This is a genomic window from Mesorhizobium sp. M0227 (assembly GCF_040321855.1).
GTDB lineage: Bacteria > Pseudomonadota > Alphaproteobacteria > Rhizobiales > Rhizobiaceae > Mesorhizobium.
The window spans coordinates 263,504-288,768 of record NZ_JAMYSJ010000003.1; the positions used below are offsets into that span (position 1 = coordinate 263,504).

General features: G+C 62.3%; 23 protein-coding genes and 1 tRNA gene. 18 read left to right on the top strand and 6 right to left on the bottom strand.

What is annotated here, in order from left to right; genetic code table 11:
- Positions 1-218: 218 nt before the first annotated feature.
- Positions 219-1,229: a type I glyceraldehyde-3-phosphate dehydrogenase gene (gene gap, locus NKJ00_RS06915; RefSeq protein WP_352611777.1), complete on the bottom strand. Its 1,011-nt coding sequence runs from the start codon at positions 1,227-1,229 to the stop codon at positions 219-221.
- 154 nt (positions 1,230-1,383) lie between these two features.
- Positions 1,384-3,375, bottom strand: a complete 1,992-nt coding sequence (tkt, locus tag NKJ00_RS06920) for a transketolase (protein ID WP_352611778.1) — start codon at positions 3,373-3,375, stop codon at positions 1,384-1,386.
- A 263-nt stretch (positions 3,376-3,638) separates the two neighbouring features.
- Between tkt and NKJ00_RS06925 the strand changes: the two genes are divergently transcribed.
- From NKJ00_RS06925 to NKJ00_RS06940, 4 genes are all read left to right on the top strand, one after another.
- Positions 3,639-3,911 carry a DUF4164 domain-containing protein gene (locus NKJ00_RS06925; RefSeq protein ID WP_352611779.1) on the top strand — a complete coding sequence of 91 codons (273 nt, stop codon included), beginning with the start codon at positions 3,639-3,641 and terminating at the stop codon, positions 3,909-3,911.
- 12 nt (positions 3,912-3,923) lie between these two features.
- Positions 3,924-4,289 carry a cell division protein ZapA gene (locus NKJ00_RS06930; protein ID WP_128305871.1) on the top strand — a complete coding sequence of 122 codons (366 nt, stop codon included), beginning with the start codon at positions 3,924-3,926 and terminating at the stop codon, positions 4,287-4,289.
- Positions 4,290-4,511: 222 nt separating this feature from the next.
- The gene (locus NKJ00_RS06935) at positions 4,512-5,171 is read left to right on the top strand and encodes a peroxiredoxin (RefSeq protein WP_127260439.1); all 660 of its coding nucleotides are present in this window, start codon (positions 4,512-4,514) and stop codon (positions 5,169-5,171) included.
- A 147-nt stretch (positions 5,172-5,318) separates the two neighbouring features.
- On the top strand, positions 5,319-6,191 hold the full coding sequence (locus NKJ00_RS06940) for an MBL fold metallo-hydrolase (RefSeq protein WP_352611780.1): 873 nt from the start codon (positions 5,319-5,321) through the stop codon (positions 6,189-6,191).
- 299 nt (positions 6,192-6,490) lie between these two features.
- Here NKJ00_RS06940 and rpoH read toward each other — a convergent pair whose 3' ends face one another.
- Positions 6,491-7,402: an RNA polymerase sigma factor RpoH gene (rpoH, locus tag NKJ00_RS06945; protein ID WP_352611781.1), complete on the bottom strand. Its 912-nt coding sequence runs from the start codon at positions 7,400-7,402 to the stop codon at positions 6,491-6,493.
- Positions 7,403-7,601: 199 nt separating this feature from the next.
- Complete coding sequence (locus NKJ00_RS06950; protein ID WP_352629243.1) at positions 7,602-8,642, bottom strand: RluA family pseudouridine synthase; 1,041 nt, start codon at positions 8,640-8,642, stop codon at positions 7,602-7,604.
- A 28-nt stretch (positions 8,643-8,670) separates the two neighbouring features.
- Here NKJ00_RS06950 and NKJ00_RS06955 point away from each other — a divergent pair, with 28 nt between their 5' ends.
- From NKJ00_RS06955 to tolA, 6 genes are all read left to right on the top strand, one after another.
- Positions 8,671-9,054 carry a fimbrial protein gene (locus NKJ00_RS06955; RefSeq protein WP_352629245.1) on the top strand — a complete coding sequence of 128 codons (384 nt, stop codon included), beginning with the start codon at positions 8,671-8,673 and terminating at the stop codon, positions 9,052-9,054.
- Between the two features lie 48 nt (positions 9,055-9,102).
- On the top strand, positions 9,103-9,510 hold the full coding sequence (locus tag NKJ00_RS06960; protein WP_352629247.1) for a VOC family protein: 408 nt from the start codon (positions 9,103-9,105) through the stop codon (positions 9,508-9,510).
- 90 nt (positions 9,511-9,600) lie between these two features.
- Positions 9,601-9,675: transfer RNA gene (locus tag NKJ00_RS06965), tRNA-Glu, on the top strand.
- A 511-nt stretch (positions 9,676-10,186) separates the two neighbouring features.
- Positions 10,187-10,768 (top strand): VOC family protein, encoded by a 582-nt coding sequence (locus NKJ00_RS06970; protein WP_352629249.1) that lies wholly within the window; start codon positions 10,187-10,189, stop codon positions 10,766-10,768.
- A gap of 22 nt (positions 10,769-10,790) precedes the next feature.
- A complete protein-coding gene (locus tag NKJ00_RS06975; protein WP_352629251.1) occupies positions 10,791-11,624 on the top strand; it encodes a glutathione S-transferase family protein in 834 nt (277 codons plus the stop codon).
- A 286-nt stretch (positions 11,625-11,910) separates the two neighbouring features.
- Complete coding sequence (gene tolA, locus NKJ00_RS06980) at positions 11,911-12,279, top strand: cell envelope integrity protein TolA (protein ID WP_352629253.1); 369 nt, start codon at positions 11,911-11,913, stop codon at positions 12,277-12,279.
- Between the two features lie 10 nt (positions 12,280-12,289).
- Here tolA and NKJ00_RS06985 read toward each other — a convergent pair whose 3' ends face one another.
- Positions 12,290-12,502 carry a hypothetical protein gene (locus NKJ00_RS06985; protein ID WP_023810978.1) on the bottom strand — a complete coding sequence of 71 codons (213 nt, stop codon included), beginning with the start codon at positions 12,500-12,502 and terminating at the stop codon, positions 12,290-12,292.
- A 318-nt stretch (positions 12,503-12,820) separates the two neighbouring features.
- Here NKJ00_RS06985 and NKJ00_RS06990 point away from each other — a divergent pair, with 318 nt between their 5' ends.
- Positions 12,821-13,735 carry a DUF2865 domain-containing protein gene (locus NKJ00_RS06990; protein WP_352629254.1) on the top strand — a complete coding sequence of 305 codons (915 nt, stop codon included), beginning with the start codon at positions 12,821-12,823 and terminating at the stop codon, positions 13,733-13,735.
- A 124-nt stretch (positions 13,736-13,859) separates the two neighbouring features.
- Positions 13,860-14,096: a hypothetical protein gene (locus NKJ00_RS06995; RefSeq protein WP_013529265.1), complete on the top strand. Its 237-nt coding sequence runs from the start codon at positions 13,860-13,862 to the stop codon at positions 14,094-14,096.
- A 73-nt stretch (positions 14,097-14,169) separates the two neighbouring features.
- Here NKJ00_RS06995 and NKJ00_RS07000 read toward each other — a convergent pair whose 3' ends face one another.
- On the bottom strand, positions 14,170-14,520 hold the full coding sequence (locus tag NKJ00_RS07000) for a hypothetical protein (RefSeq protein ID WP_027037074.1): 351 nt from the start codon (positions 14,518-14,520) through the stop codon (positions 14,170-14,172).
- A gap of 190 nt (positions 14,521-14,710) precedes the next feature.
- On the opposite strand from NKJ00_RS07000, the gene NKJ00_RS07005 reads away from it, so the two are divergent.
- The 6 genes from NKJ00_RS07005 to phoU all read left to right on the top strand — a co-directional run bounded on the left by NKJ00_RS07005 (position 14,711) and on the right by phoU (position 25,256).
- Complete coding sequence (locus tag NKJ00_RS07005) at positions 14,711-19,276, top strand: PAS domain-containing protein (protein ID WP_352629257.1); 4,566 nt, start codon at positions 14,711-14,713, stop codon at positions 19,274-19,276.
- Between the two features lie 508 nt (positions 19,277-19,784).
- On the top strand, positions 19,785-20,813 hold the full coding sequence (locus NKJ00_RS07010; protein WP_352554492.1) for a PstS family phosphate ABC transporter substrate-binding protein: 1,029 nt from the start codon (positions 19,785-19,787) through the stop codon (positions 20,811-20,813).
- A 95-nt stretch (positions 20,814-20,908) separates the two neighbouring features.
- Positions 20,909-22,372: a phosphate ABC transporter permease subunit PstC gene (gene pstC, locus NKJ00_RS07015; RefSeq protein ID WP_352629260.1), complete on the top strand. Its 1,464-nt coding sequence runs from the start codon at positions 20,909-20,911 to the stop codon at positions 22,370-22,372.
- A complete protein-coding gene (gene pstA, locus NKJ00_RS07020) occupies positions 22,369-23,685 on the top strand; it encodes a phosphate ABC transporter permease PstA (RefSeq protein WP_023810984.1) in 1,317 nt (438 codons plus the stop codon). Before pstC ends, pstA begins: the two co-directional genes overlap by 4 nt.
- Positions 23,686-23,703: 18 nt before the next feature.
- Complete coding sequence (gene pstB, locus NKJ00_RS07025; RefSeq protein WP_224698713.1) at positions 23,704-24,522, top strand: phosphate ABC transporter ATP-binding protein PstB; 819 nt, start codon at positions 23,704-23,706, stop codon at positions 24,520-24,522.
- A 26-nt stretch (positions 24,523-24,548) separates the two neighbouring features.
- Positions 24,549-25,256 carry a phosphate signaling complex protein PhoU gene (gene phoU, locus NKJ00_RS07030; RefSeq protein WP_127413489.1) on the top strand — a complete coding sequence of 236 codons (708 nt, stop codon included), beginning with the start codon at positions 24,549-24,551 and terminating at the stop codon, positions 25,254-25,256.
- Positions 25,257-25,265: the final 9 nt, after the last annotated feature.

The following is a 25,265-nucleotide window of genomic DNA, read 5'->3' on the forward strand; positions in this document are numbered from 1 at the left end:
CCTGAAATCAGCCCCTCAAATTCGTCTGTCTCCTGCTTTGCGAGAGAGTGGGGCGAAGACGTGACCAGTGCAAGGCGGCAGGGTGGCTTTTTGGCCTATGCCGCTGATTTTTGGATGTTTTGGCGTCCAGGACACAATTTGGAAAGGCGCAAGCCGCCCTCATGAAAAACGCCCGGACAAAGCCGGGCGTTTCAGGTCTCGAAAAGAAAGCTTTGCGATCAGGCGATGGTCTTGCCGAAAGCGACCGCGGTGTCGCCCATGCGGTTGGAGAACCCCCATTCATTGTCGTACCAGGACAGCACCGAAACGAAGTTGCCGTCCATCACCTTGGTCTGGTCGAGCGCAACGATCGAGGAGCGCGGATCGTGATTGAAGTCGATCGACACGTTCGGGTGATGGGTGACGCCGAGAATGCCCTTCAGCTTGCCGTTGGAGGCGGCGATCACCGCGTCGTTGATCTCCTGCACCGTGGTCGAACGCTTGGCGATGAACTTGAAGTCGACGACCGAGACGTTCGGGGTCGGCACGCGGATCGAGATGCCGTCGAGCTTGCCCTTCAGGTCGGGCAGCACCAGCCCGATCGCCTTGGCCGCGCCGGTCGAGGTCGGGATTTGCGACAGGGCAGCGGCGCGGGCGCGGTAGAGATCCTTGTGCATGGTATCCAGCGTCGGCTGGTCGCCGGTGTAGGAATGGATCGTCGTCATCATGCCTTTTTCGATGCCGACCGTCTCGTGCAGCACGGCTGCCAGCGGGGCCAGGCAGTTGGTGGTGCAGGAGGCATTCGAGATGACGATGTGGTCCTTGGTCAGCTGGTCGTGGTTGATGCCGTAGACAACGGTAAGGTCGGCGCCTTCGGCCGGAGCCGAGACGATGACGCGCTTGGCGCCGGCGGTCAGGTGGGAGGCTGCCTTGTCGCGGGCGGTGAAGATGCCGGTGCATTCGAGCGCGATGTCGATGCCGAGTTCCTTCCACGGAAGCTGCGTCGGATCCTTGATCGCGGTGACCTTGAACGTCTCCTTGCCGACGGTGATCTGGTCGCCGGACACCGAGACTTCATGCGGGAAGCGGCCGTGCACGCTGTCGTAGCGCAAAAGGTGCGCGTTGGTCTCGACCGGGCCGAGGTCGTTGACGGCGACGACGTCGATGTCCTTGCGGCCAGATTCATGGATGGCGCGAAGGATGTTGCGGCCGATGCGGCCGAATCCGTTGATGGCAACTCTGACGGTCATTATTCTCTCCCTGGGAGTTGGAGGGCGGATGAGGGGTCCGCAGTTTCATAGCTGTGGAAGCAGAAAGAATCCAGCCGCAGTGGCGTGGATTTAAATCGATTAAGTTGGGCCGGCCCGGCGAGACCGCCTTACGCGATTTCGCCGAACCTTGAACCTATTTGTTATGCAGGCGGGCTTCCGCCGCCTTGGCCGCGGCTTCGGCGGTGATGCCGAAATGCGGATAGAGTTGCTCGATAGTGCCCGAGGCGCCGAAGCCTGTCATGCCGACGAAGATGCCGTCGGAGCCGATCAGATGATCCCAGCCCTGGCGTATGCCGGCTTCGATCGCCATCTTGATTGGCGCGTTGCCGATCGTTTTCTTGCGGTAGTCGTCGCTCTGCTGGTCGAACAGTTCGAAGCAGGGCACCGAGACGACGCGGGTGGGATGGCCGTGCTTTTCCAGCAGGTCGCGGGCGCCGAGTGCGATCTCGACCTCGGAGCCGGTGGCGAAGATCGTCACCGTTGCCTCGCCGCTGGCGGCAGCCAGCTCATAGGCACCCTGGCTGCTCAAGTTGTTGGCAACGAATTCGTTGCGTACCGTCGGCAGGTTCTGGCGGGTAAGCGCCAACGTCGACGGCGTCTTTTCCGACTCCAGGGCGATCTGCCAGCATTCAGCGGTTTCCACGGCGTCGGCCGGGCGGAAGACATTGTGGTTGGGAATGGCGCGCAATGCGGCCAGATGCTCGACCGGCTGGTGGGTCGGGCCGTCTTCGCCCAGACCGATGGAATCATGGGTCATGACGAAGATCGAGCGGATGCCCATCAGCGAGGCGAGCCGCATCGACGGACGGGCATAGTCGGAGAAGCACATGAAGGTGCCGCCATAGGCGATGAGGCCGCCATGCAGCGTCAGGCCGTTGATCGCGGCGGCCATGCCGTGCTCGCGGATGCCGTAGTGGACATAGCGCTGGCCATAGTCGTCCGACGTGATGTTCTTGGTCTGGCTGGTCTTGGTGTTGTTGGAGCCGGTCAGGTCGGCGGAGCCGCCGATGGTCTCGGGCACGGCGCCGTTGATGACTTCCAGCGCCATCTCGGACGATTTGCGGGTGGCGACCTTCGGCTTGTCGGCCGAGAGCTTCTTCTTGTAATCGGCGATGACGGCGTCGAAATTGGACGGCAGCTTGCCGCTGAGGCGGCGCTCGAACTCAGCCTTCAGTTTGGCATCGGCCTTGGCCAGGCGGCCTTCCCAGTCGGTGCGTGCCTTGACGCCGGCCTTGCCGGCGGTGCGCCAGGCGTCGAGGATGTCGGCCGGAATCTCGAAGGGCGGCGAATCCCAGTTGAAGAACTTCCGGGCGCCGGCGATCTCGTCGGCTCCGAGCGGCGAACCGTGCGCCTTGTTGGTGCCGGCTTTGGTCGGCGCGCCGAAGCCGATGGTCGTCTTGCAGGCGATCATGGTCGGCTTGTCGGAATGGCGGGCGGCTTCGATGGCATAGGCGATGGCTTCCGGATCGGTGCCGTCGATGTGGCTGGCATTCCAGCCGGAGGCCTGGAAGCGGGCGACCTGATCGGTGTTGTCGGACAGCGAGACCGGACCGTCGATCGAAATGTCGTTGTTGTCCCAGAAGACGATCAGCTTGTTGAGCTTGAGATGGCCGGCAAGCGCGATGGCTTCCTGGGACACACCTTCCATCAGGCAGCCGTCGCCGGCCAGCACATAGGTGTAGTGATCGACGAGGTCGTTGCCGAAGGCGGCGTTCATGATGCGCTCGCCGAGCGCGAAGCCGACCGAATTGGCGAGACCCTGGCCAAGCGGGCCGGTTGTCGTCTCGATGCCGGTGGCGTGACCATATTCAGGGTGACCGGCAGTCTTCGAGCCCAACTGGCGGAAGTGCTTGATCTGGTCGATTGTCATGTCTTCGTAGCCGGTCAGATGCAGCAGTGAATAGAGCAGCATCGAGCCATGGCCGGCCGACAGGATGAAACGGTCGCGGTCGGCCCAGTGCGGGGCCTTGGGGTCATATTTCAGGAAGCGCGTGAACAGCACCGTGGCGATATCGGCGCAGCCCATGGGCAGGCCCGGATGGCCGGAATTTGCCTTCTCGACGGCGTCCATGGAGAGAAAGCGGATCGCATTGGCCATCCGGTCATGTTGTTCACGCGACGTCATGGTTCCTCCAGAAGTGGGGGTTTGGGGGCTTGGGAGAGCCCTTGAAAAGGGTGCGCGACACATAGCAGGCGCGCGCTTTTAGTCAACAAATCGGGTGCACATTTGCCGGCCTTGTGATGCCGGCGGCGGGTCTGCATTAGCGTTAGCAGGGGACAGTCGCGAGAGCTTTGTTGACGTTGCCTTCACCCGGTGCCTAATGTTTCAGGGATAACGCGTTCTGAACGTGAACGATTCGGTGATGGGCAGGGCACAGGACGAAGGCCATGACCGGGGAAGCCACACTCAAGGAAGTCATCGCGAGGCTGGGCAAGGCCATCGAGGGGCTGGAAAACGCTGTCGCGGCCAAGCTCGAGCATGAACGCGATTACTCGGAAGCCGAGGCCGAAGTGCAGCGGATGAATGCCGACCGCTCCCGGCTGGCACAGGAACTCGACAATTCCGAAGTGCGCGCCGAACGGCTGGAAGACGCCAACAAGGAAGTGTCGCGACGGCTGGTGACCGCCATGGAAACCATCCGCGCCGTGTTGGACAGATAGGAGCTGGCCCCGATGGCACAGGTCACGGTTTCAATCGACGGCAAGCAGTATCGCATGGCCTGCGACGAGGGCCAGGAAGAGCATCTGATCGACCTTGCCGAACGCTTCGACCGCTATGTTTCACACCTGAAGGACTCGTTCGGCGAGATCGGCGATCAGCGACTGACCGTGATGGCCGGCATCATGGTGATGGATGAACTCTCGGAGTTGCAGAAACGCGTCAAGGGCATGGAAAGCGAAGTGCTGACCCTGCGCAAGACCCGCGACGAGGCTCTGACCAAGGCCGACAAAAGCGATAGCGTGCTGACCAACGCGCTCGGCGCGCTGGCACAGCGCATGGAAGACCTGGCTGTGACGCTGGCGGTCAACAAAACCTGAGGCAGGAACCTTTCCTGTCCAGCCCAACAGGCTCTCATACGCGCGCAGCGTATTCGGCAGCATAAAAATGCTCGCCTGCCGCCGACAAGAGTTTCATATTATCTTGCAGCCACGATTTTTGCGCTAAGATGCAACGATGCCGGGCGGGACAGCTTGATGTCGGCGTGATTGCCGCGTGCTGTTCCTCGCTGCCGACGGTTCCGTTTACAGGGGAGATGTACCATGAGCCTTCGTATCAACGACATTGCGCCGGATTTTACCGCCGAGACCACGCAAGGGACGATCAAATTCCATGACTGGATCGGTGACGGTTGGGCGATCCTGTTCAGTCACCCGAAGAATTTCACGCCGGTCTGCACGACCGAGCTTGGCACGATGGCGGGGCTCGAAGGCGAGTTCAAGAAGCGTAATGTCAAGATCATCGGCATTTCGGTCGATCCGGTCGAAAGTCACGGCAAGTGGCAGGACGACATCAAGACGGCGACCGGTCATTCGGTGAACTACCCGCTGATCGGCGACAAGGACCTCAAGGTCGCCAAGCTCTACGACATGCTGCCGGGCGGTGCCGGCGAGACGTCGGAGGGCCGTACGCCGGCCGACAATGCCACGGTGCGCTCGGTCTACGTCATCGGACCTGACAAGAAGATCAAGCTGGTGCTGACTTACCCGATGACCACGGGGCGCAATTTCGATGAGATCCTGCGCGCGGTCGATTCCATGCAGCTCACCGCCAAGCACCAGGTGGCGACACCGGCGAATTGGAAGCAGGGCGAGGACGTTATCATCACCGCTGCTGTCTCCAACGAAGACGCGATCAAGCGCTTCGGCGCCTACGAGACCATTTTGCCCTATCTGCGGAAGACCAAGCAGCCATCGGCCTGATCCCAGGCGCTTCGCAACGATCTTTGGCCTTCTCGCCCTTGCGAGCCAAGTGATACTTGACTGCCGCACCCGAGCGGACAACCATGCTCCTCTCGGGTGTCGCCAGAGAAAATCATTCCTGACGACCGAGAGTTGGGGAAGCCGGAATTGGACGTAGCTTTGGCCAGGCCGCAGGTCAGCGGCTTCTATGACAAGCCGACCGGGGCCATTCAGTATGTCGTCGCCGACCGGGCGACGAAACGCTGCGCCATCATCGATCCGATCCTCGATTTCGATGAGAAATCCGGCGCCACGGCAACGACGAATGCCGACGCCTTGCTCGACTTCGTCAGCGAGCAGGGGCTGAGCGTCGAATGGATCCTCGATACCCATCCGCATGCCGACCATTTTTCGGCGGCGCATTACCTGAGAGAGAAGACGGGCGCGCCGACAGCAATCGGCGACAGGGTCGTCGAGGTCCAGAAACTGTGGAAGGCGATCTACAACTGGCCGGATTTCCCCGCGGACGGCTCGCAGTGGGACAGGCTATTTGGTGAAGGCGAAACCTTCCAGGTGGGCACGCTTCCGGTCAAGGTGCTGTTCTCGCCCGGGCACACGCTGGCCTCGATCACCTATATGGTCGGTGATGCCGCCTTCGTCCACGATACGCTGTTCATGCCCGACAGCGGCACGGCGAGGACGGACTTTCCCGGCGGCAGTGCCGCGCGGCTCTGGCGCTCGATCCAGGACATTCTGGCGTTGCCGAACGAGACGCGCGTCTTCGTCGGCCATGACTATCAGGCCGGCGGCCGCGAGCCCTCGTGGGAAAGCACGGTCGCCATACAGAAGGCAACCAACATCCATCTCGTCGCCGCGCGCAGCGAGGCCGAGTTCGTCGCCTTGCGCGAGGCGCGCGACAGGACGCTGCCGATGCCAAGGCTGATCCTGCATGCGCTGCAGGTCAACATGAATGGCGGACGGCTGCCGGAACCGGAAGCCAATGGCCGGCGGTACCTGAAGTTTCCGCTGGATGGGCTTTGAGGGGCTGTTGGCGAAGTTGCCAATCTCCCCCTTGCGGGGGAGATGCCCGGCAGGGCAGAGGGGGGTGCTGTCCCGCCAACCTGTCAGCTAATTGTGGTTGTGCCTTCAGTCTTTCGGTTGGGTGACTGACGCCGAAAAGTAGCGATCCTTCACACCCGCCTCTGTCCTGCCGGACATCTCCCCCGCAAGGGGGAGATCGGATGTCGCCTTCGCTTTCGCCAACCACCATTGCAGTCCGCTACAAAAAAGGCGGCGCCAGTTTCCTGACGCCGCTTTGATTTTTGTAACCGAAGCTAACCTTACGCCGCGGGCTGCGCCTCAATCGTGCGCAGCGCCTGGATCTGGCGCTTGGCGGCGGCCTTGACCGCATCCTGCACCTTCTCGAAGGCGCGCACCTCGATCTGGCGCACGCGCTCGCGGCTGATGTCGAACTCGGACGACAGCTCTTCCAGCGTCAGCGGCTCCTCGGCGAGGCGACGGGCCTCGAAGATGCGCCGCTCGCGCTCGTTAAGCACGGCAAGAGCGCCCGACAGCATGCCGCGCCGGTTTTCCAGCTCGTCCTGCTCGATCAGCATCTCTTCCTGGCTTTCGTGGTCGTCGACCAGCCAGTCCTGCCACTCGCCGGACTCACCTTCGCTCGCCCGGATCGGGGCATTGAGCGAGGCGTCGCCCGACAGGCGGCGGTTCATCGACACCACCTCGGCTTCGGAAACGTTCAGCCTGGTGGCGATCTCGGCGATCTGGTCGGGCTTCAAGTCGCCGTCGTCCAGCGCCTGGATCTTGCCCTTCACCTTGCGCAGGTTGAAGAACAGGCGCTTCTGATTGGCGGTCGTGCCCATCTTGACCAGGCTCCACGAGCGCAGGATGTACTCCTGGATCGAGGCCTTGATCCACCACATGGCATAGGTCGCGAGGCGGAAGCCACGCTCGGGTTCGAATTTCTTGACGGCCTGCATCAGGCCGACATTGCCTTCCGAGATCACTTCACCAATCGGCAGGCCATAGCCGCGATAGCCCATGGCGATCTTGGCGACGAGTCTGAGGTGGCTGGTGACGAGCTTGTGCGCAGCGGAGGTGTCTTCATGCTCGGCGTAACGCTTGGCGAGCATGTACTCTTCCTGCGGCTGCAGCATGGGAAAGCGGCGGATTTCTTCCAGGTAGCGGCTGAGGCCGCCTTCGCCGGAAACGATACTGGGTAGTGACTGGGCCATGATAGCGCCCCCTCTCTATTGGAGTGATGCCCCCGAAACGCGGCGGGCATGTGACGCGAGCACCAAAAGGCTCGCCCGCGACATCAGATCTTATACAGGAACAAAACCAGAAAAGACAGGCATTTGTTCAACACGAAACAGTGTGTCACGGTGAAGTGAACAATCTCTGTCAGGTTTTTTAAGGCTTGTTGGTGAGGGTTCAGAGTTTGCGGAAGCCGCCGACGAGTTCCTCCATGTCCCCCGGTAACGGCGCCTCGAACCTCATCGTTAGATGGGTAGTGGGGTGGCGAAATGCAAGGAGCCAGGCATGCAAAGCCTGCCGGGGAAATGCCTTGACCTGACTTTTCAGCGGTTCGGGCAGCCGGTTGGCCTTGGTGCGGAAGGCCTGGCCGTAGTCGGGGTCGCCGACCACGGGATGACCAATATGCGCCATGTGGACACGGATCTGGTGGGTGCGGCCAGTTTCCAGCCGGCATTCGACCAGGCTGGCCGTGGCGAACTCCTGTTGGTTCTCGCCGAAGCGCTCCTGCACGGCGAAGTGGGTGACCGCATGGCGGGCGTCGTCGCGTCCTTCCGGCACCACGGCACGGCGCACCCGGTCGGCGGCGCGGCCGAGCGGCGCGTCGACCCTTCCGGCCGGCCTCTGCGGTATCCCCCAGACCAGCGCCAGATAGGCACGTTCGAGATCGCCGGTCAGGCCGTGATCGGCGAAAGCCTCGGACAGTGACTTGTGGGCGCGGTCGGTCTTGGCGACCACCATGACGCCGCTGGTCTCCTTGTCGAGGCGGTGGACGATGCCTGGCCGCCGGACGCCGCCGATGCCGGAAAGGCTGTCGCCGCAATGATGGATCAGCGCATTGACCAGCGTGCCGGTCCAGTTGCCGGCACCGGGATGAACGACAAGCCCGGCCGGCTTGTTGATGACGATCAGTTCGTCGTCCTCATAAAGCACATCGAGCGCGATGTTCTCGCCCTGCGGCTCCGCCGGCTCCGGCTCCGGCATGGTAACCGACACGCTTTCGCCGGGCGCCATCTTGCGCTTGGTCTCGTCGACAGGCTTGCCGTCGACCGAGACCGCGCCCTGCCTGATCAGCATCTGCACGCGGCTGCGTGACATGTCCGGGCCAAGGCTTGCGGCCAGCCACTGGTCGAGGCGCAGGCCGGCCGCATCCGCGCCCGCCACCAGCACTGTCGGTTCCGCCTCTATCAATTCAGGGGCCTCTTCGCTATGAGCGCTCATTGAAAAACCGTTCCGGAACTGTTTTGCCATGGCCAGCCCGATCGCCGAAGAAGACCAGGATAAGCCGCTCGACCCCGAGGTCGAAAAGGTGCGCAGGAAACTCGTCCGGTTCGTCGGGATCAATCTCGGCCTGCTGTTCCTCGCCCTTATGGTGGTGATCGGCGCCCTTGTCTACAAAGCGCGCAATGCACCGCCGGCGAACCCGCCGCTGGCCGGCGATATCCAGACACCCGCCGGCGAACCGGTCAGCGGCGACATCGTGCTGCCGGTCGGCGCCAAGGTGCTCAGCCAGTCGCTGTCCGGCAATCGTGTCTCGATCGACGCCGAGCTTGCCGATGGCAGCCGCACGATCTTCGTCTACGATATCACCGAGCGCCGCCTGATCGGCCGGTTTGCGATCCGCAACAAGTGACCGAGCCACAACGACGAACGGCAGCAGGCCAATGAGCAAGCCTCAGGCATGACCGGGTTCGCCGAACATCGTCGCATCGCCACGGTCGCCCTGGTCGTCGCCAACTATGACGAGGCGATTGCCTGGTATGTCGAGAGGCTGGGTTTTCTGCTCGCCGAAAATGTCGATCTCGGCGGCGGCAAGCGCTGGGTCACAGTGGCGCCGGCCAACGGGCAGGGCGCCAGGCTGCTTCTGGCCGAAGCGTCCGACGAGGCGCAAAGGCAGAGCATCGGCAACCAGACCGGTGGCCGTGTCTTCCTGTTCCTGGAAACCGACGATTTTGCCCGCGACCACGCAGCGATGCTGGAGAAGGGCGTCGAATTCCGCGAAGCACCGCGCTTCGAGCCCTACGGCACGGTGGCGGTTTTCGCCGATCTGTACGGCAATCTCTGGGATCTGATCGAACCGAAACGATAGGCTCACGGCCGGCTTTTCCTCGGCAAGGGAAAGCGGCCTAACCCCAGTTGCTTTTTCCCAGCGCTCAGCCTATATCGCCGGTTCTTGAACGCGCCCATCGTCTAGCGGTCAGGACACCGCCCTCTCACGGCGGGAACAGGGGTTCGATTCCCCTTGGGCGTACCAAGTTTTTCGACAAATTTGCAGGATGCCGTCGATTTCGTTCTGAAGTCGACGACCCTCGATACTGTGGCGTTCAGGAAACCAGCTCTGCACAGGTAGCCGCAGCCTTGAAAATCCCAGTGGCACCAACCACTCGGGCCTTCATTTCATTCATCTGGCCACCGGCGCCGGGGCGCTTGGCAATTCGCTCAACGGGATATTCACGAACGTCGGCACTACGGTCAACAGCAGCGGCTCGTAAGTCGGTACATCAATTCGGTCGCCACCGGCCGGATTCGTCGATCTCAGCCTCCAAGAGCGTAGCGCGTACGTGCTTCCGATGTCGGGCATCGGGAGTGCGGACGGCGCTCTCAATCAGTCGGCTTTTTCCCGTTGCGTCGCCGCGTCGTCGTTTCTGGCGCCGCGAGGCTGTTTGCATTAGCATCACGTCACGGATCCTGAGATACGGCTCCAGCGGCGCGCAGAACGCCGCGCTGCCCGGACGGCCAGTTGATGTCACGGGGGAGGAAGGCCAATGCAGAAGCTGCAATCGCAGGGTGTCCATCACATCACGCTGGTCGGCGCCGGACGCCAGACCTCGATCGATTTCTGGGAAGGCGTGCTCGGCATGCCGTTCATCTTCGAGCAGCCCAACCTCGACAAGCCCAGGGAAAGCCACCTCTATTTCGATCCCGGCGACGGCCGGTTGATCACCATCTTCACCGACGAGAGCCGCACACCGGAGAGACGGCGCACGCCGACCGATCCGGGTTGTGTTCACCACATCGCCTTTTCGGTGTCGCGCGTCACCTTCCTGCAGGCGGTCGCCCGGCTTGACGAGCGCGGCATCAAGCACAGCGGCGTCAAGGATCGCGGTTTCATGGATTCGATCTATTTCGAGGATCCGCTCGGCCTGCTGGTCGAGTTGGCGTCCTACCGCTTCGAACCGCCAGCGGGCTTTACCCATGCCGACGTGCTGATGGAAGCGCACAAGATCCGTGTCGCGCGCGGCGACTACAACATCGCCGAAGTGCATCTCGCCGATGCGATCCAGGCGCTTGTCGAGCGTTCCCGCGCAACCTTGTCGGAGGACCGGGCACCGAAGAACCCATACTGAACAGACCAGAGGGAGGAACAAGATGGCCAAGACAGCGACGAAGAGTGCGAAGAAATCCATGGCCAAGGCAACCGCCAAGCCGGCGGTCAAGGCGGCCGCCAAGCCTGCTGCGAAAGCGACTGCAAAAGCCGCGCCTAGGGCCAAGGCGAAGCCGGCCAAGAAGCCGGCGCTGAAGCTCAGCATGCTGAAGCCCAGCGTCAACAACATGACCGTGCGGGTGTTTGCGCGCGCGGCCGGTTTCGACCATGCCGAGACCGATGCCTGGGGCCACACCCGTTCGCCGGAATTCATGGCGCGAAATCCCGCCCATTTGACACCGATGATCGAGGACAAGGGCCTTCCCAGAGGCGTGTTGTGGGAAAGTTGCGCCATCATGCAGTATCTCGCCAACAAGCACGGGCTGGAGAAATTCTATCCGAAGGCGCCGGCCAAGCGGGCCATGGTCGACAGTGCCATGTTCTACCTGATCGGCACGCTCTACCCCTATGTGGCGCGCGCCACCTATCCGGCGCTCGGCTTCCCGCAATATGCGGGCGAGGTCGGCCACAGCGATGCGCACCCAGACAGGAAGTCGGAGGCCCAGAAGGCGGCGATGGCGGCGATTGCCGAGCCGCTGGAGGTCTTCCATAGCTTCTTCAGGGACGGCAAGCCGTTCATCGGCGGCAAGCACCCGTCGATCGCCGATATCCGCCTGGCCGCGACGCTCGAATTCCTGGCCGTTGTCGACTATGCCTTGCCCAAATGGGCGAAGGACTATGTGGCGGCGATCGAGAAGAAGCTCGGCAAGGCCTATAGCGAGCCGGCCGGCGACGTGCGCGGCTACATCGCCCATGTTAAGTCGCAGGCCAAGGCCTGAAGTTAAGGATTCGTTAACCAAAGCCCTGTCTACTGCGGGGCAATTCGCTTTCGGCCCGCGACCACGGATGTACTGGCGCAGAACGTCGTAGCGATAGGAAAGGTCGGCGCAATGCCGGCCTTTTTGCTTTTCGCACGCCATCGCCAAGTGCGATCTGGCACGGAGGCCTCGTCCAGTGTCGCTTTTCTGACGTCAACTTTTGCGGAGAGATATTGTCATCGCCAGCGTTGGCCCTACCATCCAGTCCGGCATGGATGATCGGTCAGGCGCGAAATGAGGGCTGGCGATGAAAAGCGTTGCGAAGCAGGTTGCGGTTGTGGGTGTGATGCTGGCGAGTGCTGTTCATCCTTCAAATGCGGCTGAACTGAACACAATGAACGATGTCGGGACCGCCATTCAGGCATGCTGGACACCGCCGGCGGATGCCGGAACTGCCAGCGTCACCTTGAGCTTCAGCTTCAAGCGGGACGGCACGCTAATCGGCCCACCGAGGCCGACAGCCATCAAGGTGGAAGGCGATGCCAAGGCGAAGAAATCGTTTGTCGACGCCGCGACAACGGCCCTGCAGAATTGTCTGCCCCTGACCTTCTCAGCGAAACTGGCGCAAGGGATCGCCGGCAACGTGTTCACATTGCAATTCGCTTCTCCAAAATAGGCGCTGCCGCTCAGTGGTGACTGCGCCTGGCTTCGGCATGCCGGGCAAGATCGGGCGTCTCGAAGACGTAGTCGCTCCAGGCTGATTCAGGAACCTGGCCAGCCAGATAGCATTCCAGCAACAGGCTCTGCTCGGGATTGAGTGGCCTTGGCGCGCGCTGGTCCAGCCCCAGCGAGTGAAACAGGTTTCTTGTCAGGTCCGAGACGGTGAAGTGGATCGACATCTGCAATCTCCCTTTGGTCCTTCAACGCGGAAGGCCCGGCAAAGGTTTCGAACGCCTGGCGATAATGGCGCATTGATCTCGGTCCGTTGCGTTGCAAATCCTCGGCCACGGTCAGGCTTGCGCTTTCTTTCGAGGTTCGTCTCAATCTTGAAATAAAAATGTAATATCGAATTTACATGAGGTAACGTAGTACAATAGACAATAGGTTATTCAGGTTGAAACTCTTTAGATTGTTAGAAATTACTCATGTAGCTGAAGCTTGCTGAAGTCATGGGCTCTAAATTCCAGGTTCTCCGCAAAAAGGACCAAGTTGTCCCGATGATCCGTTTCTGGCCTTCCATGGTGATCGCATTTATTTCGCTGGCGGCAGTTTTGTTCGGTACGCTTTCGTCCTACGCGGACAGCTGCGGCGCGATCAGAAGCCAGTTGCTTTCGGCTGGCCGCAGCGGCGGGGCGAGCCCGGAGCTTGCCCAGTTGCGCCGGCAACTTGCAGCCATCCAGACTATCGAGAGACAGCGCCAGTGCACGGCGAAAAGTTCGCTTGGTGGTCTCTTCAACGCCTGCGCCGATCTCGCCAGGAGCCGCTCGGATGTGCAGCGCCGGATCGCTGCCGCCGAGAATTCGGGCCGCGACACAGCGGGCCTGCAGGCGCGCCTCGTCGCGCTTGGCTGTGCGCCTTCGGCAAAGCAACGGCCTGTGCGCGCCGCGCCCAGCACCCAATCGGCGACCACCACGTTCGCCGGCAATGCGATGCTGTTTTGCGTGCGTCTGTCGGACGGGTATTTCTTCCCGGCGCCAAAGTCGCAGTTCGCCGCCAGTGGCGATCTTAAGGAGACGGTCGATCAATGCCGTTACATCTGCGATGACCCCGGCGTCGACCTCTACACGTTGAGCGACGCCAGCCTCGAAACCGACCAGATGACCGCACTCGACACGCGCAAACCCTATACCGAGCTGCCGGCAGCCTTCAGATATCGCGATGATGCGAATTTCAAGGCATGCGACGTCAAGCGCTACTACCAGCGGGTCACCGAACTGCGAGCCAGGACCGTGACGCCCGCCAACATGCGCAACGCCATTATTCCGCTGCCGACGGCGAAGCCGGATCTCGGCACGGTTGCGACCGTCGCCGGGATCGATGCCGAAGCCCCAGGTGCGGTCCAGCACCTTTCGATCGAGGCCGGCGAGCGGCCGGTGCGCGTGGTCGGCCCGGCATTTTTCCCGGCCGAATGATCGCCGGTCTTCCCCGATCGGCGATCACCGGTGGCGGCGTGCGTGCTGCGATGCGGTTGCGCGATCCCTCTGGAACAGAGGGGCACTCACGGCGTTGTGATCGACATCAGCCGGGAGGAACGCCGTGGCTACGTTCAGGGAAATGCGGGTGCTGGAGATCGTCGAGGACGACTCGCTGACCACCGAACAGAAAATCGCCGAACTGCGCGAGATCGAATCCGAGGCGCGTGGGTTGCAGCGGGCTGCCTCGGAGGGTCCAATGGACGACGATGACGGTTGGCAGGAAGATCTGCGTCAGGTTCGTCTTGCACTCGACAAGCTCGGAGCGAAGGAGCCGAAAAAAGGCGCTGCTTCCCTGTGAAGGCCGGGTAACCAAGCTATCCGCGGATCGCGTTTTGTTTGATCGAATCCCGCTTTTAGAGACCCGCTCCAATCTAATCACAGACCATGCGAGCTCTCTTGCCGGGCTCGCTGACGTTCCTGCAGGTCAGCGGCTTCGCCGGCGCCGATAGGGACGCCGACGCAGGCAACCTCGTCTGGTGCCGTCTCGGTGCGGCATGGCTGACCTTGCGCTCGGAAAAACGCCGGGGTGGCTGCGGCGCCACCGGAAAAGCGCCGTTTTCGACCTCGGATTGGCCGTAGTCGACATTCGGTGGCGGCCGATCCCAGATGCGCCGGACATCGAGCGGTCTCGGGATGACGACCGTGCCGTCATAACTGCGAGAGCAACCGCCGCCGAAAAGCAGCGCCAGCCCCATGAAAAAAGGCACAATCCGTCCAAGCATCAGCAATACCCCTGCCGTTGCTTATATAGCGGGTTCGACCCTGCCGACAACCGGGCGGATGAAGCAGACCCTGCCGCCCAATCCTGTCTAACCAACCGTTAAGGTTAGCGGATCCTTAATGCTTCTCGGGCACATTCCGCCGACGAACCGCGGAGGAGGGTTCGGCCTTGGTTTTCGGGGTGGGGACGGCATGGCGGAAGCGAACGAAACAATCGGCGCGCGCGGCAAGCGCGAGCCTCGCAGATCCACTGCGCATGGCGATGATGCATCATCGTCCGCCTCTTGCATGGATTCGAACGATGCGCTTCGCCAACTCGTTGAAGCCGGTTCCGACTGGATCTGGGAGACCGACGCCGAACTGCGCTTCTCCTGGCTTTCGCAAAACTACCAGGCAGCCACTGGCACCGATCCGGCAAACGTGCTCGGCCGGTTCCGCTTCGACTTCCTCAACCAGGTCCTTAACGGCGATCGCAGTGGCGCCGCGCATCTGGAGGATCTGCAGGCGCACCGGCCTTTTCGCGACTTCGTCTACGAACTCAAGGGTGGCAACGCCGACTGTCGCTGGGTCTTGACGTCAGGCTTTCCGAAGTTCGACGACGAAGGAAGATTTGCCGGTTATCGCGGCATCGGCCGCAACGTCACGGCACTGGCGGGCGCCTTCAAAGATCCGGGGCCGGGACCATCGGCCTACGGCGAGCCCGGCCAGCATCTGGCCGACCTCGAGCGGACCATGGACGCCATGCATATGGGCGTCGTGCTTCTCGATGCCAGGCTCGACACGCTGATCATCAACAAGGCCTATCGCGACCTCTCGAGGATTCCGGACGGCGCTGTTAGCGTCGGCGCTCCGTTCAGCCTGTTGATGGAGCTCAACCGCCGCAGCGGCATCTATGGCGACATCGACGAACAGCAATGGCAGCGCTACCTCGCCACCCGCCTCGACGAGATTCGCGCCGGATCCGTCGCGCCGCGCGAATTTGTCCATGCCAACGGCAGGACGATGATGTTCTCGGTGACGGCGTTGTCCGGGGGCAGGCGGCTGCTGACCTATTATGAGGTTACCGAGATCAAGCAGCGCGATGCGGAGATCAAAAGCGCCAATGCCAAGATCGCAGAGACCTTCGCCAGTCTCCGCACCATGGTCGACCAGATGCCGATCGGTGTCCTCGTCCTCGACGCCAATATGCGCGCCGAGATCATCAACCGTGCTTTCTATGATTTCTGGCAGATCGACGTCCGGCGCGCCGAGATCGGCTGCAGCTTCCGCGATCTGATGGACGCCAGCCGCGACATCGATCCGTTTGGTGCCGACGATGCATCATGGCAGCGGCATGTCGCAGAGCGCGAGGCGGAAATCAGGGCCGGGATCGCCGCCTCGCGGCAGTTCCCGCGCAATGACGGCCGCACCCTGATCTCGTCGATGGCGCCGCTGGCCGGCGGCAGGCGGCTGATCTCCTATGTCGACGTCACCGACATGAAGGACCGGGAGGCCGAACTTGCCGACGCGCTGGAGAAGGCGCGGCTGGCGGAGGCGGTGATCAACGCCGTCAAGGATCCGATCTTCGTCAAGGACGACCATCTGCGTTTCGTCTTCGTCAACGAGGCGTTCGCCGCTCTGTTTGGCCAGACGCCGCAAGCCATGCTCGGCAAGCCCGGCGGCGATTTCCTTACCACAAAGGACACCGCGCTTTTCGAGCATAGCGAACGTGACGTCCTTGCGACCGGGCGGCCGTACGAAGTGGAAGAGAATTTCGAGGCCGATGGCGCCAGCCGATCGCGCATCGTCAGGAAGAGCCGCGTCGGCATGGCCAGCGGCCGCGACTATGTTGCCGGCTTCCTGTTCGACATTTCCGACATGAAGCGCCGCGAGACCGAGGCGCAGGATGCGCGCAAGCATCTCGCCAGCGTTCTGGAATCCTTGCCGGCCGCCGTGATCATCTACGATAGCGACGACAGGTTCGTGTTCGCCAACCGCAAGATCCAGGATACGCTGCCGGCCTTGAAGCCGGCATGGCAGCCCGGCTGCACATTCCGCGAGGCACTCGTTCTGGGCCATGCGAACGGCTATTTCCGCAACAGCGGCGATCCACAAGTCGACCAGCTCTACGACAGCGACCATGACCGCTGGCTGGATGCGATCCTCGCCCGCTACCGCTTGCCCAATTCCTGCTACGAGCGTCATAACCCCGACGGCCGCTGGTACCAAGTCTACGACATGCGGACCGATGATGGCACCTTCATTGGTGTTCGCGTCGACATCTCCGAGATCAAGAGCCGCGAGGCGGCATTGCGCGATTCGATGCGCCAGATCGACCTGTTCCGGCACGTGATGGACGAGTTGCCGGTGGCCGCCTTCATCAAGGCGCAGGACCTGAGCATCGAATTCGTCAACAAGGCCTGGTGCGCGATCACCGGCTTGGCCAAGGAGGATGTCATCGGCCGCACCGACCGGCAGTTGTTCGGTGCGCAGGACGCCGATGGCTACAGCCATGACGACACGCAAGTCGTCGTGACGGGCGCCGTCAAGGAGGTCGAGGAACCCGTCACCCATCGCGACGGTACGGTTCGGCAGTTGATGACGCGCAAGAGCCGCCTGGTGACGCTGGACGGGTCGGTGCATCTGGTCGGTTCGAGCACCGACATCACCGACGTCAAGGCGCGCGAGCGTGCGCTGGAAGAAAGCATGCGCGAGAACGAGGTGTTCCGCAGCCTGATCGACAACGTGCCGGTATCGATCTACGCCAAGCGCTCCGATCTCCGGCAGTTCTATGTCAACAAGGGCTGGTGCGATCTCACGGGCTTCCGCAAGGAAGAGGCTATCGGCAAGACCGACATCGAGATTTTCGGGCCGGATGGCGAGGCTTTCGTCAATGGCGACCTCGCCGTGCTGCGCACCGGCGAAACCCAGGAGGTCGAAGAGACGGTGACGTTGGCCGACGGCAGCGTCAGGCATCAATTCGCCCGCAAGGGCGCGATGATCGCCTCCGACGGCTCGCTCTATTTGATCGGCTCGACCACCGACATCACCGAGCTGAAGATGCGAGAGGCCGAACTGCGCGAGGCGCGTCAGCGCGCCGTGCTCGCCGACCGCGCCAAGTCGGAATTCCTCGCCAATATGAGCCATGAGATCCGCACGCCGATGAACGGCGTGCTCGGCATGGCCGAACTGCTGGCCAAATCGGACCTCGACCCGAAGCAGAAGACGTTTACCGACATCATCGTGAAATCGGGCAATGCGCTGCTCACCATCATCAACGACATCCTGGACTTCTCCAAGATCGATGCCGGTCAGCTGGTGCTCGATCCGGCGCCCTTCAATCTGGCCGAGGCGATCGAGGATGTAGCGACGCTGGTGTCCACACGGGCCAAGGAAAAGGACCTCGAGCTGATCGTTCGTGTCGAGCCTCGGCTCGAGAGCCTGTTCGTCGGCGATGTCGGCCGTATCAGGCAGATCGTCACCAACCTGCTCGGCAACGCGGTGAAATTCACCGATGAAGGCCATGTGCTGGTCGACGTCACCGGCGAGAGGGTTCCAACCGGAACGAAGCTGACGATCTCGGTCACCGATACCGGCATCGGTATCCCCGAGGAAAAACTGAAACTGGTGTTCGAGAAATTCAGCCAGGTCGACACCTCTTCGACGAGGCGACACGAGGGGACCGGTCTCGGCCTCGCCATCACCTCGCGGCTCGTCGAGCTGATGGGCGGCGATATCGGGGTCGAAAGTGCGGAAGGCAAGGGCTCGACTTTCTGGTTCTCGGTGACGCTGCCGAGGGCCGGACAGCAGAACGGGCAACGCATCATGCCGATCGACGTGACCGGTGCGCGTGTGCTGATCGTCGACGACAATGCCGTCAACCGGGCGATCCTGACCGAACAGATGACATCGTGGACGTTCGATTCCTGCGCGGCCGAAAGCGGCGCCGAAGGCCTCAAGGTGCTGATCGCCGCCGCAGCCTATGGCGTGCCGGTCGACTGCGTCGTGCTCGACTACCAGATGCCTGAAATGAGCGGCGCCGAAATGGCGCGGATCGTGCGCAACACCGCCGGTCTTGCCGGCACGCCGATCATCATGCTGACCTCGGTCGACCAGTCGCTCGCCAACACCAGCTATCGCGATCTCGGCATCGATGCCCAGCTGATCAAGCCGGCGCGCTCATCTGTGCTGCTGGAAACGCTGGTCGCGACCATCCAGCGGCATCGCCACAACACTGGCGGCAGCGATGCGCAGCCGCTCGCGGCCGACACCACTCCAGGCAATGTTGCACGGCCGCAGCCCTCGGCACCGTCCGAACAGCGTGCGCTGCTGCAGCCGCCTTCGATTCGCCCCCGGCCCGCCGCGACAGGCGGTGGCGACAGGCTGGACATCCTGGTGGCCGAGGACAATGAGGTGAACCAGATGGTGTTCACCCAGATCCTCGGCGAGACCGGTTATAGTTTCGAGATCGTCGGCAACGGCCGCAAGGCGCTCGACGCCTTCGGCCGGCTTAACCCGTGCATGATCCTGATGGATGTCTCCATGCCGGAGATGAACGGTCTCGAAGCGACCGCCGCCATTCGCCGGCTGGAGGAAGAAACCGGCACGCATGTGCCGATCGTCGGCGTCACCGCGCATGCGCTGAAGGGCGACCGCGAGCGCTGCCTGGAGGCAGGCATGGACGACTATCTGCCCAAGCCGATCAGTCCCCGGGCGTTGCTCGAGAAGGTCGAGCGCTGGGTCGGCGCCAGCCGGCAGGCTCAGCGCAACGCCGGGTAAGCCGGCTCTGCCCGAGTGCGGGGAACGCGGCGAAGATTCGCGCCCCTGTCAGCGGCCAAGACTATGGCGCGATCGCACCATATCAAAGGCGGCATCCAGCCGAGACAATGGCTACATTCGAATTCCGCTCTTCCCAGTTACGGGCGGGAGCAGCGACCGCCGGCATGAGACAGCGTCAACCTACCCCAACGGACCTGTTTTCGGCGATGGCCCGGCCACGACACCGTCTGGCTGAGAGCAACGCGCTCCCGTCCGGCTTTTCTTCATAAAGGCCGGCTGATCTCCAAATCGCCGGCCAGCCTCGACCGAATCGAGCAAGTCCCTGATTCCGGTGACAAAGCCGGGCTGCGTCGGGAGTGCCGGCCAGGCGGCATTCTGCTCATCCCGATGACGCGTTACCGGGGTGACATCAAACTGTCATGCGACTGTTATAATCGAAGGCTATTGGCCTCAGCGGGTGCCGACTGACGAGCGCCGAGAGACCATCTTCCGAACAGGAGCAGGCCACATGAAGAAATTCCTCTATACGGCGTCGGCCGCTGCGCTTGCGATCGCCGCGACGTCCGGCTTCGCCGCCGCGCGCGACCAGATCCAGGTCGCCGGGTCATCGACCGTGTTACCTTATGCCAAGATCGTCGCCGAGCAGTTCGGCGAAACATTCACCAACTTCAAGACCCCGGTCGTCGAATCCGGCGGCAGCGGCGCGGGCATCAAGGAATTCTGCAAGGGCGTCGGCGAAGACACGATCGACATCGCCAACTCGTCGCGTCCGATCAAGGCGGACGAACTCAAGTCCTGCGCCGACGCCGGCGTGAAAGAAGTCCAGGAAGTCCGGATCGGCTATGACGGCATCGTCTTCGCCACCGACATCAAGGGCCCGGATTGGGCGCTGGTTCCCGCCGACATCTACAAGGCGCTCGCGGCCAAGCTGGTCGTCGACGGCAAGCTGGTGGACAATCCGAACACCAAGTGGAGCCAGGTCAATCCGAAGCTGCCCGACTGGGACATCGCCGCCTACATTCCGGGCGAAAAGCACGGCACGCGCGAAGTATTCGAGACCAAGCTTCTCGATGCCGGCTGCGACAAGGCTGCTCTCAAGGCTGCCGGCATTGCCGACGACAAGGAAATCGGCAAAACCTGCATCGCCATCCGCAAGGACGGCAAGGCCGTCGACATCGATGGCGACTATACCGAGACGCTCGCCCGCATCGACTCCAACAAGACCGGCGTCGGCGTGTTCGGCCTCGCCTTCTATGAGAACAATGCCGACAAGCTGAAGGTCGCCACCGTGGAAGGCATCGTGCCTTCGACCGAGACGATCGCCAGCGGCAAGTATCCCGTCTCGCGCCCGCTGTTCTTCTACGTCAAGAAGGCGCATCTGGGCGTCGTTCCCGGCCTCAAGGAATATGTCGAGTTCTTCCTTGACGACCAGATGGTTGGCCCGGAAAGCCCGCTCGCCGAATACGGCCTCGTTGCTGCTCCGGATGCCGAGCGTCAGGCCCAGCGTGACGCTTTCGCCGCCGGAAAGTCGATGTAATCAGCTGCCGAACCGGGGTGCGGGCCAATCCCGCGCCCCGGTTTCATCGCAGGCCGCAACGGCGGCTGCGTAAGAATTTCTCTTGGGGTGGGTCCATGTCCTTGCTCGTACTGGCCATCGTCGTTGCCGTCGGCCTGGTTGCCTTTTTCATCGGCCGGCAACGTGCCGCGGCCCAGGACAATGGCAAGGTCAAGCCGCATTCGCGCGCCCACTATCATGGCTGGTGGGCCTTCCTGCTCGCCGTTCTGCCTGCTCTTTTGCTGCTTGCCGTCTGGACCGTCGGGTCTTCCATCTATCTGGACCGACACATTCACGCTGCCTTGCCCGAGCGCACCGTCGACAGCAAGGTTGCCAGTGAGGCACTGGACGTCAGCCTGGTAAAGAGCCTCGCCAGGGGCCTGCGCAAACTCGATGCGGGCACACTGGCCGCAATGCCTGCCAGCTTTGCCGAGTTGCAGCCGCTGCTCGCCGCCAAGGGTGTGGCACTGGCGAGCGACACGCAGGATTACATGATCCCGATCGCCGTCGAGGCGAACAAGGTCCAGGACCGGCTCGGCCTGTTCGGCGCCATTGTCATTCTCGTTTCCTCGATCGCCGGCGCCTTCTATGCGCTCAGGCAGATCGAGCCGCGCGCCAGGGCACGCAACAATGTCGAGAGGCTGATGCTGTGGGGGCTGCTTGCCGCCTCCACCATCGCCATCCTGACCACCATCGGCATCGTGCTTTCGATGCTGTTCCAGACGATCACCTTCTTCGAAAGCGTCTCGCCGATGAGTTTCTTCTTCGGCACCGTCTGGGATCCGCGTTTTGCCGCTGCCGGTTCGGGCGGCAGCCAGGGCCAGTTCGGCCTGATCCCGCTTCTTGCGGGCACGCTCTACATCGCCGCCGTCGCACTGCTGGTTGCGGTGCCGGTGGGGCTGATGTCGGCTGTCTACATGGCCGAATACGCAACGCCCAGGGTGCGCTCGGTGGTCAAGCCGGCGCTTGAACTGCTGGCCGGCATACCGACCATCGTCTACGGCATCTTCGCCGTCGTCACGCTTGGGCCATTCCTGCGCGACCTGTCCGCGGCACTGACCGGCGGTTCGCCCTTCATCCAGGGCCAGAGCATCTTCACCGCCGGCCTGGTCATGGGCGTCATGCTGATCCCGGTCGTGTCCTCTCTTTCGGACGACATCATAACCGCGGTGCCGCGCGCCATGCGCGACGGGTCGCTCGGCCTCGGCGCGACCCGCTCCGAGACGATCAAGCGGGTGATCCTGCCGGCTGCACTGCCCGGCATCGTCGGCGCCGTCCTGCTGACTGCCTCGCGCGCTATCGGCGAAACGATGATTGTCGTGCTGGCGGCGGGCGTCGCCGCCAACCTCACCATCAACCCGTTCGAGGCGATGACGACCATCACCGTCAAGATCGTCAACCAGCTCACCGGCGACCTCGAGTTCAATTCGCCGCAGACGCTGGTCGCCTTCGCGCTCGGCCTGACGCTGTTCGCGCTGACGTTGGTGATGAACATCGTCGCGCTCTACATCGTGCGCAAATATCGGGAGCAGTACGAATGACCGACATTTCCATGGATACGATGGTCAGGGCGGCGGCCCATCCGCGCCGCGACATCGGCCTGAAGGCCCGTTACGCTGCCGAGCGCCGATTCCGCATCTATGGCGTCGTGGCGATTTCCGTAGGCCTGGCGTTCCTGGCAATCATGCTGATCACCATCGTCTCGAAAGGCTACACCGCCTTCTGGCAGACGACGGTATCACTGCCGATCTCGTTCGACGAGAAGGTGATCGATCCTTCCGGCAAACGCGCAACCGATCCGAGCGTTCTGATCAAGGCGAATTATCCCAAGCTCGCCGAAAACGCGCTGGTGGCCAAGCTCGGCATCAATCCCGACGACAAGCCGGCGATCAAGCAGCTCAAGGGCTTCCTGTCGGAAGGCGCCCGCGTCCAGTTGCGCGACATCGTTGCCGCCGATCCGTCCGTGATCGGCACGACGCGCGACGTCAACATCCTCGCCGCCGCCAATCTCGACTCGGCTTTCAAGGGTCAGATCGACCTCAGCGTCGAGGAAGCGCGACGCAAGGTCTCGGACCAGCAGATCACCTGGATGAACAAGCTCAAGGCCGAGGGCGCGATGGCCGAGCACTTCAACAGCGGCCTGTTCACCTACGGCGCCTCCAGCCGCCCGGAAACCTCGGGCATGGGCGTGGCGATCATCGGCTCGTTTTATATGATGGTGATCGTGTTGCTCCTGGCGCTGCCGATCGGCGTCGCCGCCTCCATCTATCTGGAGGAGTTCGCCAAGAAGAACCGTTTTACCGACCTTATCGAGGTCAACATCAACAATCTGGCCGCAGTGCCGTCAATCGTCTTCGGCTTGCTCGGCCTCGCGGTGTTCATCAATTTCCTGGGCATGCCGCGCTCTGCCGCCTTCGTCGGCGGCCTGGTGCTGACGCTGATGACGCTGCCGACGATCATCATCGCGACGCGAGCCGCACTTGCAGCGGTGCCGCCGTCGATCCGCTCGGCAGCTCTCGGTCTTGGCGCCTCCAAGATGCAGATGGTGTTCCAGCACATCCTGCCGCTTGCCGCGCCCGGCATCCTCACCGGCACCATCATCGGTCTGGCGCGTGCGCTCGGCGAAACCGCGCCTCTGCTGCTGATCGGCATGGTCGCCTTCGTCGCCGATCCACCGACGACGCCTTTCGATCCGGCCACCGCGCTGCCGGTGCAGATCTATATGTGGGCGAACGAGGCCGAACGCGCCTTCGTCGAGCGTATGTCCGGCGCCATCATCATCCTGCTCGTCTTCCTCATGGCCATGAACATCACCGCGATCGTGCTTCGGCGTCGGTTCGAGCGGCGCTGGTAGAAAAAAAGGCATCTTGGTATGAACATCATGACCGAACAGTCCCTTGAAAACGCAGTGGGCGACAAGATGAAGTCGAACGAAGTGATCAAAATGCGCGGCGACAAGGTCGGCGTGTTCTATGGCGAGAAGCAGGCGCTGTTCGATGTCAATCTCGACGTGCGCCTGAATCAGGTGACGGCGCTGATCGGCCCCTCCGGCTGCGGCAAGTCCACCTTCCTGCGCTGCCTCAACCGCATGAACGACACCATCGATTCAGCACGGGTAACCGGCAAGATAACGCTCGACGAAGAAGACATCTACGACAAGAACATCGATGTCGTCGAACTCAGGGCGCGCGTCGGCATGGTGTTCCAGAAACCCAATCCGTTCCCCAAATCGATCTACGAGAACGTTGCCTATGGTCCGCGCATCCACGGATTGGCCAAGCGCAAGGCCGATATGGATCAGATCGTAGAGTCGAGCCTGAAGAAGGCGGCGATCTGGAACGAGGTCAAGGACCGTTTGCAAGAACCTGGCACGGGTCTTTCCGGTGGCCAGCAGCAGCGTCTGTGCATTGCACGCGCCATCGCCGTGTCACCCGAGGTGATCCTGATGGACGAACCGTGTTCGGCGCTCGACCCGATCGCCACCGCTCGCGTCGAGGAACTGATCGACGAACTGCGTCAGAACTATACCATCGTCATCGTCACCCATTCGATGCAGCAGGCAGCGCGCGTGTCGCAGCGCACCGCGATGTTCCATCTAGGCTATCTGGTCGAGGAGGGCGCCACCGACAAGATGTTCACCACCCCCGACGACAAACGCACCCAGGACTACATCACCGGCCGGTTCGGCTGAGCTCAGGCATACGAGGGACGAAGATCATGGGTGAACATACCGTCGCATCTTTCGATGAGGATCTGGAGCAGATCAGCCAGCTGATCCGCGACATGGGCGATCTCGCCCGCTCGATGGTCAGTGGCTCGACCAGGGCCTTGCTCAATTCGGACAATGCGCTGGCGCAGCGCGTGGTTTCCGATGATGCCATCATGGATGCACGCCAGCGCGAGCTGGACGATCGCGCCATCACGCTGATCGCCAAGCGCCAGCCAATGGCCAACGATCTGCGTGCGGTGGTCGGTTCGATCCGCATGGCCGGCGACCTTGAGCGCATCGGCGACCTTGCCAAGAACATCGCCAAGCGCGTCGGCACTGTCGGGCTGAGTGTCACGCCGCACGACCTTTCGCATTCGATCGACGCGATGGCGCAACTGGTGCTGATCCAGGTGCAGGGGGTCGTCGACGAGTACGCCGCCGCCGACCCGGCAGCGCTTGCCACGCTCAGAAACAATGACGAACGCATCGACGTCAAATACACCTCGGTGTTCCGCGAGCTGCTGACCTACATGATGGAAGATCCCCGCAACATCACGGCGTGCACGCACCTGTTGTTCTGCGCCAAGAACCTCGAGCGGATCGGCGACCACGTGACCAACATCGCCGAAAATGCCTACTATGTTTTGACCGGCACGCAGCTGCCAGCCAATCGTCCGAAGCAGGACGAGACGGCAATGTCCGCGCCAGCGGCATAACAGGGGTGA